A 13075-nucleotide genomic window follows, 5' to 3' on the forward strand; every position below is an offset into this window, starting at 1 on the left:
GGATAAATTTTTTGTAAAAGACATTTAATTTTTATAAGGAGAGAGACGGTTGAAGGCTGTATCACCGAAACAAGGATTTATTCTTATTATTTCCCTTGTTATTATTTGGAGTTTGAATTGGCCCGTTACAAAGATTGCTTTAGAGTATACACCTCCTTTTCTGTTCTCAGGCATGAGAACTTTTCTGGGGGGAATAATTCTAATGATTATTTTTTTGCCGAAACTGAGAAATTTGAATCTGAGAGAGAATTGGGGCATATATTCAATATCCACTATATTTAATGTTATTCTTTATTACGGACTCCAAACAATTGGACTAAATTATTTACCTTCTGGTTTATTTTCGGTTATTGTTTTCCTTCAGCCAGTATTAGTTGGAATTATGGCTTGGATATGGCTTCAAGAGAAAATGACAAAATTCAAGCTCATTGGTTTGATTTTGGGCATTATAGGTGAATTGGTGATTAGCGAAGGAAGCTTTTTAGGGGATATTTCAATTGTGGGGGTTTTACTTGCCGTGGGTACCGCAGTAAGTTGGGCGATTGGCACAGTCTACGCTAAAAAAATAGAACAGAGGGTAGACGTATTAAGTATGATCATTGTTCAGTTTATCATTGGAGGTATTATACTAACGGCTATTGGCGCTTCTATAGAAAATTGGAGAGATATTCAATTGAATTTTTCCTATATGTTTGGCTTATTATTTGGTGGTATTCTAGTCATTGCCTTGGGGTGGTTAATTTACTTCACGTTAGTTAGACATGGAGAGGCGAGTAAAGTAGCATCTTACATGTTTGTTATACCAATCGTTGCATTAATTATTGGAGCACTTTTTTTAAATGAACCAATTACTTTAAATATTCTGGTGGGCATAATTATGGTTACTATGAGTATTTATTTTGTGAATAGAAAGCCAAAGAAGTTAGATGTATTAAAAATTCAGAGTTAACAACTGTGAAATATAAACCTGAGAAGGAGGAAATTTTATGCCATTATTTCGTTTTGACTTAATAGAAGGGCGAGATAAATCAAGTTTGAAAAAACTTTTAGATGTCGCTCACAATGTTGTAGTAGAGGCTTTTGATGTGCCTCAACAGGACCGTTATCAAATTTTTCATGAACATCCAGAAAATCATATGATTATTGAGGATACAGGCTTAGGTTTTAACCGAACCAAAAATCTTGTTGTTCTTTCTGTTACAAGTAAATCCCGACCGGAAGAGAAGAAACAAAAATTCTACAGTCTGTTAGCCGAAAGACTGGAATCCGAGTGTGGTATCGCATCAACTGATTTAATTGTATCTCTTGTTGAAAATGATAATGCTGACTGGAGTTTTGGACTTGGTGAGGCACAATTTTTAACCGGTAAATTGTAGGTGAATCCATTTAGTAAGGCTTTTTATATGGAGCCCTTGGGACAAAAGTTCAAGTGATGATGAAAAATATTCGCCAGAGAGATTGTATTGGTGTACAAATGATTAATCTTAATTTAAAACAGTGCCCATTTTGTGCCCAAAATCATTATAAAATAATTCAAATAGGTGTAATGAATGATCTTGAAAGCTTGAAATGCCGGGCTTTTGTAACTGATAATAAGCTTTCGCTTTTTGAATAACCCGTGGAGGTTCAAGTCCTCTCGGCCGCATCAATGATACCAAGGGTTTTAACGCCCTTGGTGTTTTTTATGTTCTTGAAGAAAATGAGTTTTGTGCCCAAAAGTGTCCACTAACTTAAACTAAGTCATCTAATTTTTTCGTCATTCTTGTTTAGTGATAATAGTTATTTAAGTTTGTTTTAAAAGATACGAGCCTTGCTACATTTTATTGTAATAAGGCTCCTTAAATTGATTAATTTCGATTCATATAAATATGTTTACATTCAAAAATGATAATAAGTTGTTTAATTCTTATTCAACTAAAGCACCCGTTATTTTAAGTGAAGAGCTCACAATTTTTCACCATAACAAAATCTAATCCCTTTATGTGTAGGGACATATCATAGAGACGCTTTCTTACTAAAGAAAAGCTTCCTTTAATGGAATAATTAAAGGAAGCTTTTAATCATAAAATCAATTTTTTCTACTAGCAGCTGATCGTTAATGATTAACCTCTCTTTTCAAAAGCTAACCATGTTCCTAAACCAATTAGAGTAAATCCACTAACCCTTTTCTGCCATTGCATTACAGTTTTATTTTTCGATAAAACACTTCTAATTGAATCTGCAATAATTGAATAGCAAACGTCAATTATTAAACCAAGCAATCCAAAAATAACACCTAGAAATATGAATTGGAAAAAAGTGTTTCCTTTGTCGGGACTAATAAATTGTGGTAGAAAAGTAAGGAAAAATAAAGCAACTTTCGGATTGAAAACATCGGTTATAGCTCCTTGCCAAAAAGCTTTCCACATTCCACCCTGATTTTGATGAATATTAATGTTTATTCCTTCTTTATCTCGGATAGTTTGTATTCCTAAATAAATTAGATACGCAGCACCAATATACTTTACGATTTGAAAAGCAAGTGCAGAAGTCATCAAGATAGCTGATAGTCCGAATGCTGCAAGAAGAATGTGGAACATAATCCCTAATTGCATCCCAAATGCTGTCGCAATTCCGACCTTTTTACCTCCAGCAATACTACGGCTCACTACAAATGCTACATCTGGTCCTGGAACAAGTGATATTACCAGTGTAGCAAATAAAAAAGCTGTAAAATTAGTAAAATCTAAATTCATAAAATCAAACATAATAACCTCCGAAAAAAATAGATATTATCATAATAAAAAATTAATTAAGGGATATTAACTTTATTTATTGTTATATTAGCGCGCTTTTGAATAAAAAAAGATATTCATGCATAATTATAAACTTTATAGTAGAATAAGGTCAACGGTTTTGTGTTATTAAAGATGCGAATTTTATCTATGTATAATTATTGGGCAATGAAGAAAAGAAATTGCAATGGGAATAGGATTTAAACTAGACAAATAAAAGTTATTGATGCTGTTAAAAAACATTAGCAAACCCCGAGGCCTGAATACCCCTAAATAGAATATTCCAGTTGGAAGGAAGTTGATGCGGATAGATACCTGTATACACAGCAAGAATGGGAACAATATCAATGAGATTTGGAGGAGTTTTATTACGACAGGACAATAAGTGACATACCTCTTAATAAAATGTAGAGTTCCTTTGTCTCTAATAGGTGCCCAATTTGTGCCCAGAATTCATGAAAAATGATGAAAATAAGTATAAATAAAATAAACAGATGCTTTGAATAAAAGCTTTTGTAACTCATGATATGTTTTTACTAGGTTGAGGAACTCGAACTTTATTGTTTTGGCCTCACCATTTTTTAACCATAATTAACATATAGAAATAGTGAAAGGTGAATATAATGAGTATAATGAAAACAAGCTTTCATAACCAATGATATGGAATTACTATGTTGAGGGCCTAGTGGGTGAATAACCCGTGGAGGTTCAAGTCCTCTCGACCGCATCTCAATAATACCAAGGGTAGTTGACCTTTGGTATTTTTTTATGCTTATTTTTAAATTGTCTAGATGATGTAATCAATATAAAGAAAAACTAGATGACAGTGACCTCATATATAAACGAGACAATGCACTTGTTAGAGTTTATGTCGGAGCCAAATATATTCAATTTGTGTTTTATCCTCTGAAAGATGCTTTTCGTGAACTGACATCGTATCCTATTAATGAGAAAGTCGGCGAAAAGTATCGAGAGATGGAGGTATGCCAATGAACGATGAAAATGATCGACTCGGCTTATAACAGCAGACTATGAAGAAGCAACAGGTAAAGAAACTAAGTTAGAGGAGTATTAACCATGTGTTTACTTCTCAGCTTCGAAGGGAAAGCGCAAAAGGCGTTAGTTCAGCTTTAATGTGTTTTTAGAATGCAGATCCTTTAGGGCTCAAAGAAACTTAAACAAATAGAGGGGCTTTAATCCTTTTTGGATCAATGCCCTCTGTGATCTTTACCCAATTGAACGAACAATATCAACAAACTCGCTGATAATGGAATAACTGTAGAGCTAATGAGGCTTTTTTAAAAGCTGCGTTTCCTTGCCCAGGCTCCTTGCATTTTACTGAGGAATACAATTTGCCCAATATGATATGCGTTGTGAATTGCTAAACTCTTCAGTTCAAGCACTAATGGATTGTCAGCAGGAATCGGTCTATATAAATCTTCTAGTTCTGATTTTGCTAGTATTTTTTCAAGTTCACGATGAACAGAAAAGTATTCTTGTTTTGTTTGCTTCCAATTTTGAAAGGTCTCAGTTGGTAATCGATATGTAGCGTCATTATTTTCTGCCTTTGGTTCATTTGCTGTTTCACCAAGAAAGCGTAACAGAATTCTCTTTTCATAGAAAAGTAAATGACAAACTAATTCCCAAATGGAATGTGCCTCCTCAACTGGTTTCCAAATTGCCTGTTCCAAAGAAATATTCTCTAATACTTTTTCAAGTGGTGGAAACCAGTCTTCTTTATCTAAGCAGCTTGCCCATTGTTGTAACAAAAGTGTCCTTACATCCATTTTCTATTCGCTCCAATCTTATCCCTTTTAATAGATAATCCCTTCGGTCAATATTCATTTGCGGAGTGTTGTTTTGGCATAACTTACAATTTCGAGATGAACCATCTGATTACCTTCCATACTCCACAATGAGGAGTAACTCATGTATTTACTTCTCTTTTTTTGTGTCTATGAAAGGATTGCTGCCGTGATGTGGCGTCAAGTCGCAAAAGTATTGGTATAACCTCAAAAAAACCGCAAAGGAGTAGATATAATGTATCTTTTTGCAACTTCATCTTTGTAAAGTAAAGGGTGTTCGTACATAATACAATTAATGTAAATATTCAAATAATTTATGTAAGGATGGGAATTTTCTTGCGGGGTGTTTTCTTAGATAAAGATAAAATTCCGTACGGCATAGTCACGAAAAAGTAAATGAATGGTATACATCAATAAATAATGTTCAAGAAGCAAGCAGAGATTATAGTTTCCTAACAAAGACTTTATTCACTTTAACTTACGTTGAAGCAAAACAACCAAATTATGATGTTGCTTTGACATAACTTTAGGAAAGGCCGATTTATTGCCGATAAAAGTGATGATAAGGAATACTCAGCGAAATTCAAAATATTAGAGGGATTATTTTTTTCTCATGGAGAGACTCAATTAATAGAGAATGCATTTTCATATTTGGGTTCGAGGAAGATGTTTGCTGATGTTGAAAATTTTTCGATTGAAGTCGCTGATTATTATCATAAACAAGGAAATTTAATGCTCTCTAATGAATATTATCGCATGAGTATTGAAGCAAGACGAAAAATTAAAAAAAGGGGAGATTATTGATTTGAAAATCAGCCTGGTTCTATTGGCAGCAGTCATTTTAAGTAGTGTTTTTTCAATAACTTATTTGCAAAGTAATCTTAGTACAGAAGTCAAAGTGGCTGCAGATAGGGTAGGCGCATGAGGGTACTAAAAAGGCTTAATCTTTATTAAAAGGTTAAGCTTTTTTGGACTATAAATGTAATCGGTGCCCAATTAGTTGCCCTGAATTCATGAAAAGGGATAAAATAGGTGTAAATAAAGTTACTATTTTAAAATTAGAATCAATTCATTATCGTAAAAGCAATAATAACTACTCGGCGAAGAAAGGATAATCAGTCAAATGAAAACATTAGTTATCGTTATACACCCTAATTTGGAAACGTCTGTTGTCAACAAAACCTGGATGAATCGTTTAAAGCAAGAGAATGACATTACGGTTCATGACCTGTACGGTGAATACCCTAATTTTATCATTGATGTAGAAAAAGAGCAGCAGCTCCTGTTAGATCATGAGCGTATCGTTTTTCAGTTCCCAATGTATTGGTATAGCAGTCCCGCGTTACTCAAACAATGGGAAGATGATGTGTTAACACATGGCTGGGCTTATGGAACTGGAGGAACTAAATTGCATGGAAAAGAACTACTCTTAGCTATCTCCTTAGGCGCACAGGAATCTGATTATCAAGCAGGCGGAGAATATAATATCACGATCAGCGAGCTTATCAGACCGTTTCAAGTCACTGCTAACTATATAGGAATGCGTTTTCTTCCTGCGTTTACACAATATGGGACACTTCACCTTTCAAAAGAAGATGTTAAGAACAGTGCGGAGAAATTGGTTGACTATCTTAAAGCTGAGCATTGAACCGATATTCGCGAGGGAAGCTGAAACAAATTATGTGTTGTGAAAATAAGGGTTTGCGATAGATTTTAATCAAACGTTATTTCCAAAGTTACATCGAATAATGAATGCAGGGGGGGCATAGAGCGAGGGCTTAAAACTAATTACAGCAGGGCAATGAGTACATATTTCTTGATGAAATGTAGAGTTCCTTGGTCTCTAATAGGTGCCCAATTTCTGCCCAGAATTCATGAAAAATGATGAAAATAAGTATAAATAAAATAAACAGACGCTTTGAATAAAAGCTTTTGTAACTCATGATATGTTTTTACTAGGTTGAGGGACTCGAACTCTCAAAGAAGATACCAAACTATATTGGTATCTTTTTTTGTTTTTGCATCAGAGTGATCAAATGTTTCTAGATTGATGATGTTGATGCCCGGTTTCGAACAGATTTAAACAATAAAGGACTATTTATCATTTACAAATTACGACAAATACTTCATGTTTTTTGTAATTCAACCTTATTTTATGACAAATATATGAATATTTTGTCACATTGTAAAAGATGTACTTATTTAATATATTTAGAAAAAAGAGAGGGGGACCATATAAAGAACGAGAGTGAAATTCAGAGAGAGGGCTTTTTGCCCAGATTCAGAAACCAATTTTGTAAATGTAAACTTCTTTTAAAAATGGTATTTGGGGTGGGGTTATGAGGAAAGCTTTTTTACCTAAGTCTTACAAGCAGCAATTCAGGAAATACTTCATGTTGTTAGCAATCATATTATTAATCGTAAGTAACCTGTTTACTGTTTTGCCTAACACAGTTAAAAAGGCAAAGGCTGTTACTGCGGATAGTAAGTGGCTAACCATGAAATATGATGGGTTTTCCACTGATACTGCAAATCAATTGTTTTATTTAAATGGTTCTGCACAAGTTCCTAATGGGACTGATTTTATACGGCTAACACCAGCATCTGAAACACAAGCTGGGGCAGCTATTAATAAAAATGAGATTTGTCCAAAAGACAATTATTCATTTAGCACAGCCTTTTCGTTTAAAATGAGTAATCCTGGCCCTAAAGGTCCAAGTGACGGGTTAACTTTTACCATACAGGGTGATACAACCAGCTCACTAACTAATGGAGGAAGCCTAGCGTTTTATGGAATTAAACCGAGTTTTACTATTAAATATGACACATTCCTAAACACAGGTTATGGCGATCCTTCTGCAAACTATATCGGACTAGCAGAAAATGGCGATCCGGTTAACAAAGCTGGCTGGTATACTGACCTAGATCAATATAATACAGCTAATGGTACAAACTACGTTTTATCTAACGGAACCCAGTATTATACGTGGATCGATTATGATGGCCTAACTAAGAATGTTCAGGTTCGTCTTGGTACATCACCGGATAGGGCAAGTTCTAAACAAATTTTAGATGTAAATGGTATAGATCTTGGTACTGTATTTAATGGAAAACCTTTTTATGCTGGTTTTACTGGGTCAACAGGATCTCCAAATTATGAGACTCATGATATCTATAACTGGTATTTTGTAAATCACTACAACCCTATTGAGACGCTCAACCAGCAAAATGATTATAAACAAGCGCCTAGCACTGTAAAGGTAACGACTGATCAATCAAATCAGCAAGGGGGATATAATGTTACTGTAACGTTGCTTGATCCACTAGGTAATCCGGTTCAGGGGGCACCACTTGATTCTTTTACTGCTTCTAGCGGAGAGTTAACTGGACCTAACGGAGAAGCTGTAACAAGTTTAGTTTCTGATGCAGATGGGAAAATTCATGCGATATTGAAAAATGCTGATCATTCTAAAGACATTACAATATCGGCATCCAATGGCTGTGCAAATGATTCTGGTACAATTCCAGCTGGCAACAAGCCACCAACTGCCCCGGATGATTCAAAGACTACAACGGTAAATACGCCGGTCTCCGGAGAAGTAAGCGGGTCAGACCCAGATGGTGATAGTTTAACCTATAAAGAAGGTAAGCAACCAAGCCATGGGACGATTAAAGTAAATGATGACGGAACATGGACCTATACACCTGATAAAGACTATTCTGGTGACGATTCATTTACGATTATTGTTGATGATGGATATGGTGGGACGACAGAAACGACAATCACAATTCACGTTAATTATAACCCTCCATCACTAGAGTCGAAAAAAACTGCAGATCTGAAAGAAAAAGCAGCAGGAAATAAGGATGCTGATCATCCAGAAGTGGGAGACACACTGCTTTACACTATTCAGACTCGAAATACGGTTGAAAACAGTCTTGTGAAAAATCTTGTGATCTCGGATTCTCTTCCGGAAGGATTGGAATATGTTCCAGGAACATTAAAAGTAGATGGTACTGGAGTAAGTGATACCAAGGATGATGATCAGGGGTATTACGTCGACGGAAAAGCTACAGGCGAATTTGGAAATGTAAGCGATACGAAATGGCATGCTGTGACATTTGAAGCCAAGGTGCAGCCGGGGCAATCGGGTAAGGATATTGTTAACACAGCAAGCGTGACAGGGGACAATATTGTTACTCCGGATAAACCAAAACAAGAAGTCAAAGTGTATCCGCGAAATCCTGAACTAGAGTCAAAGAAAACATCTTCTATTCAGGAAAAAGGTGAAGGTAATACTGATGCAGATCATCCTGAGGTGGGGGATACACTTCTCTACAAAATTCAGACTCGAAATATTTCTGAAGACAGTCTAGTAAAAAATCTCGTCATTTCAGATGCAATTCCAGAAGGGCTCGAGTATGTCCCAGAAACATTAAAAGTAGACGGCACTGCGGTAAGTGACTCAGAAGGCGATGACCAAGGTCACTACGCAGACGGCAAAATTATAGGAGATTTCGGTGAAGTCACTGACAAGGAATGGCATAATGTCACGTTTGAAGTGAAAGTGAAAACGGGCCAAGCAGGTAAAGACATTGTCAACACTGCGAATATCAGCGGTGATAATGTCGACATTCCTAACAAACCTAGTAACGAGGTCAAAGTATATCCGCGTGATCCTGTTTTAGAGTCAGAAAAAGCGGCGAAGAATTTTGACTCGGCTAAAGAAAAATATGAAGTAGGCGACACTGTAGTCTACACCATTAAGGCACGTAATAAAATAACGGAAAGTACCTTAGAAAATCTTGTGATTTCAGATGAGCTTCCAGCTGGTTTATCATATGTAGATGGCAGCTTAAAAGCAAGCAACGGCGGGGAAGCAACAATCAAGGACGGCAAGGTTACTGCTAACTTTGGCGACGTCACTGACACTGAGTGGCGGACTGTGACATTCCAAGCGGAAATTGAGTCCGGATATGCAGAAAAAACGATTAAAAACGTGGCAACCGTTGACGGCGGCAATATCGATTTACCGGATAAGCCCGAAACAAGTATCAAAATTGATCCTGAGGATCCGAAACTAGAATCAAAGAAAACAGCTTCCATTAAGGAAAAAGCTGATGGAAATAAAGATGCGGACCATCCAGAAGTGGGAGACACACTTCTTTACACAATCGAAACCCGAAACACGATTGAAGACAGCCTTGTCAAAAATCTTGTCATCTCGGATTCTCTTCCGGAAGGATTAGAATATGTTTCGGGAACATTGAAAGTAGATGGTACTGCAGTAAGTGATGATCAAGACAATGATGACGGTAAGGTGTCAGGTGAATTTGGCAATGTGACAGATACGAAATGGCACTCTGTGACATTTGAAGCAAAAGTGAAGTCTGGTCAAGCAGGTAAAAATATCGTCAACACTGCAAACATCAGCGGCGACAATATCACAACTCCTGATAAACCAAGCCATGAAGTGAAGGTATATCCGCGAATTCCTGTTTTAGAATCAGAAAAGACAGCGAAGAACCTTGACACAGACAAAAAGAAATACGAAGTAGGCGACACTGTTGTTTACACGATTAAGACCCGTAATACAGTATCCGATGGTAAAGTGAAAGATCTGGTTATTTCAGATGAACTTCCAGCCGGATTGAAGTTTGTCGAAGGCAGCTTGAAAACGAGCAACGGCGGAGAAGCAACAATCAAGGACGGCAAAATCACAGCTAACTTTGGTGATGTTACAGACACGGAATGGTATACTGTGACATTCCAAGCGAAAATTGAGTCCGGATATGCGGAAAAGACGATTAAAAATGTGGCAACTGTTGATGGTGACAATATCGACACACCGGATAAACCGGGTACAGACATTAAAGTCGATCCGAAAGATCCAAAATTAGAATCAAAGAAAACAGCCTCCATTAAGGAAAAAGCTGATGGAAATAAAGATGCGGACCATCCAGAAGTGGGAGACACACTTCTTTACACAATCGAAACCCGAAACACGATTGAAGACAGCCTTGTCAAAAATCTTGTCATCTCGGATTCTCTTCCGGAAGGATTAGAATATGTTTCGGGAACATTGAAAGTAGATGGCACAGAAGTAAGTGATGATCAAGACGACGATCATGGATATTATGCCGACGGTAAGGTGTCAGGTGAGTTTGGGAATGTAACAGATACGAAGTGGCACTCTGTGACATTTGAAGTAAAAGTGAGGTCTGGTCAAGCAGGTAAAGATATCATCAACACTGCAAACATCAGCGGCGACAATATCACAACTCCTGATAAACCAAGCCATGAAGTGAAGGTATATCCGCGAATTCCTGTTTTAGAATCAGAAAAGACAGCGAAGAACCTTGACACAGACAAAAAGAAATACGAAGTAGGCGACACTGTTGTTTACACGATTAAGACCCGTAATACAGTATCCGATGGTAAAGTGAAAGATCTGGTTATTTCAGATGAACTTCCAGCCGGATTGAAGTTTGTCGAAGGCAGCTTGAAAACGAGCAACGGCGGAGAAGCAACAATCAAGGACGGCAAAATCACAGCTAACTTTGGTGATGTTACAGACACGGAATGGTATACTGTGACATTCCAAGCGAAAATTGAGTCCGGATATGCGGAAAAGACGATTAAAAATGTGGCAACTGTTGATGGTGACAATATCGACACACCGGATAAACCGGGTACAGACATTAAAGTCGATCCGAAAGATCCAAAATTAGAATCAAAGAAAACAGCCTCCATTAAGGAAAAAGCTGATGGAAATAAAGATGCGGACCATCCAGAAGTGGGAGACACACTTCTTTACACAATCGAAACCCGAAACACGATTGAAGACAGCCTTGTCAAAAATCTTGTCATCTCGGATTCTCTTCCGGAAGGATTAGAATATGTTTCGGGAACATTGAAAGTAGATGGCACAGAAGTAAGTGATGATCAAGACGACGATCATGGATATTATGCCGACGGTAAGGTGTCAGGTGAGTTTGGGAATGTAACAGATACGAAGTGGCACTCTGTGACATTTGAAGTAAAAGTGAGGTCTGGTCAAGCAGGTAAAGATATCATCAACACTGCAAACATCAGCGGCGACAATATCACAACTCCTGATAAACCAAGCCATGAAGTGAAGGTATATCCGCGAATTCCTGTTTTAGAATCAGAAAAGACAGCGAAGAACCTTGACACAGACAAAAAGAAATACGAAGTAGGCGACACTGTTGTTTACACGATTAAGACCCGTAATACAGTATCCGATGGTAAAGTGAAAAATCTGGTTATTTCAGATGAACTTCCAGCCGGATTGAAGTATGTCGAAGGCAGCTTGAAAACGAGCAACGGCGGAGAAGCAACAATCAAGGAAGGCAAGGTTACTGCTAACTTTGGCGATGTCACTGACACTGAGTGGCGGACTGTGACATTCCAAGCGAAAATTGAGTCCGGATATGAAGGCAAGACAATTAAAAACGTGGCAACTGTCGAAGGCAGCAGTATTGATAAGCAGGATAAGCCTGAAGCAGACATTACAGTCCAACAGAAAGACCCTGTATCTGACAAACCAGAGGTACCTGGAAAACCAAGCAAGCCTAATAACCCAACTAACACTAGCAATCCAGAAAAGCCAAACCAAACTGAGCCTACAACTAAAGATCAGGGAAGTGACACAGGAAATGAGCTTCCAAATACAGCAACAAATACGTATAATCTGATCCTTGTTGGTTTGGTATTGTTAGTAGCAGGAACTGCACTCTGGTACTTTAGAAGAAAAAGAAATGTCTGATGTTGCATGAAGAAATATCTTCCTATATGCATCATTATTGCTGGACTCGTTTTTACAGGTTACGGAGTCTGGAAAGTGGTGGACATCAATCATAAGACAGAACAAACTTTAGATGAGGCAAAACTTGCACTAAAGAGCCCTTCTAAAAAAAGCGGCGGCTCAGATAAAGAAGAATTTAAGCCTAAGTTCGGAGAGGCAGTTGGCATTCTGGAGATTCCAAAGATCGACGCAGAGCTTCCGATTGTAGAGGGAACCGATGCGGATGATTTGGAAAAAGGAGTCGGCCACTACAAAGGCAGTTATTATCCAGATGAAAACGGGCAAATTGTTCTATCAGGTCATCGGGATACCGTCTTCCGCCGAACGGGTGAACTGAAAAAAGGTGATCAATTAAAGGTTGAGCTGCCATATGGAAGTTTTTCATATGAAATAGACAAAACAAAAATTGTAGACCAAAAAGATAAGTCTATTATTACATTGCAGCATAATAAAGAGGAGCTCATTCTTACAACTTGTTATCCCTTTTCATATATCGGTAATGCGCCGAAACGATATATTATTTATGGAAAACGGATATGAGAACAAAGATTAGGCTGACGATAATTCGTCAGCCTTTTTATAATAAGAAAGGAATAAAATTCTTAATCAAAATAGGTGAAAAAAGTAAGGACATTCATTGGTTTTGGCTCACCATTTTTTAACCATA

8 protein-coding genes and 2 pseudogenes are annotated in these 13075 nt (G+C 37.2%); 8 read left to right on the top strand and 2 right to left on the bottom strand.

All coding sequences use genetic code 11. From position 1 onward, the window contains the following. Positions 1-49 precede the first annotated feature (49 nt). Both AC0OMU_RS10090 and AC0OMU_RS10095 read left to right on the top strand, forming a co-directional pair. Positions 50-949, top strand: a complete 900-nt coding sequence (locus AC0OMU_RS10090) for a DMT family transporter (protein WP_327844472.1) — start codon at positions 50-52, stop codon at positions 947-949. A 37-nt stretch (positions 950-986) separates the two neighbouring features. After that, the gene (locus tag AC0OMU_RS10095; protein ID WP_474241142.1) at positions 987-1376 is read left to right on the top strand and encodes a tautomerase family protein; all 390 of its coding nucleotides are present in this window, start codon (positions 987-989) and stop codon (positions 1374-1376) included. 726 nt (positions 1377-2102) lie between these two features. Here AC0OMU_RS10095 and AC0OMU_RS10100 read toward each other — a convergent pair. After that, positions 2103-2747 (bottom strand): LysE family translocator, encoded by a 645-nt coding sequence (locus tag AC0OMU_RS10100; RefSeq protein ID WP_474241143.1) that lies wholly within the window; start codon positions 2745-2747, stop codon positions 2103-2105. A gap of 840 nt (positions 2748-3587) precedes the next feature. On the opposite strand from AC0OMU_RS10100, the pseudogene AC0OMU_RS10105 reads away from it, so the two are divergent. After that, positions 3588-3767, top strand: a pseudogene (locus tag AC0OMU_RS10105) (cystatin-like fold lipoprotein); the annotation flags it as partial. A gap of 305 nt (positions 3768-4072) precedes the next feature. On the opposite strand, the gene AC0OMU_RS10110 reads toward AC0OMU_RS10105, so the two are convergent. After that, the gene (locus tag AC0OMU_RS10110; protein ID WP_047182138.1) at positions 4073-4561 is read right to left on the bottom strand and encodes a DinB family protein; all 489 of its coding nucleotides are present in this window, start codon (positions 4559-4561) and stop codon (positions 4073-4075) included. A 461-nt stretch (positions 4562-5022) separates the two neighbouring features. Between AC0OMU_RS10110 and AC0OMU_RS10115 the strand changes: the two are divergent. The 5 genes and pseudogenes from AC0OMU_RS10115 to AC0OMU_RS10135 form a co-directional block, all read left to right on the top strand. Next, a pseudogene (locus AC0OMU_RS10115) lies at positions 5023-5428 on the top strand (tetratricopeptide repeat protein); the annotation flags it as partial. Next, entirely contained in the window at positions 5391-5504 is a 114-nt protein-coding gene (locus tag AC0OMU_RS10120; RefSeq protein ID WP_415749606.1) for a phosphatase, read from the top strand. The pseudogene AC0OMU_RS10115 and the gene AC0OMU_RS10120, both read left to right, overlap by 38 nt. 198 nt (positions 5505-5702) lie before the next feature. After that, positions 5703-6227, top strand: coding sequence for an NAD(P)H-dependent oxidoreductase (locus tag AC0OMU_RS10125; RefSeq protein ID WP_045206853.1), 525 nt, complete (start codon positions 5703-5705; stop codon positions 6225-6227). A gap of 745 nt (positions 6228-6972) precedes the next feature. After that, positions 6973-12369, top strand: coding sequence for an isopeptide-forming domain-containing fimbrial protein (locus tag AC0OMU_RS10130; RefSeq protein ID WP_474241144.1), 5397 nt, complete (start codon positions 6973-6975; stop codon positions 12367-12369). Between the two features lie 6 nt (positions 12370-12375). Beyond that, positions 12376-12948 carry a class D sortase gene (locus AC0OMU_RS10135; protein ID WP_047182140.1) on the top strand — a complete coding sequence of 191 codons (573 nt, stop codon included), beginning with the start codon at positions 12376-12378 and terminating at the stop codon, positions 12946-12948. Positions 12949-13075 lie beyond the last annotated feature (127 nt).

This window comes from Bacillus sp. FAU18, from assembly GCF_056033885.1.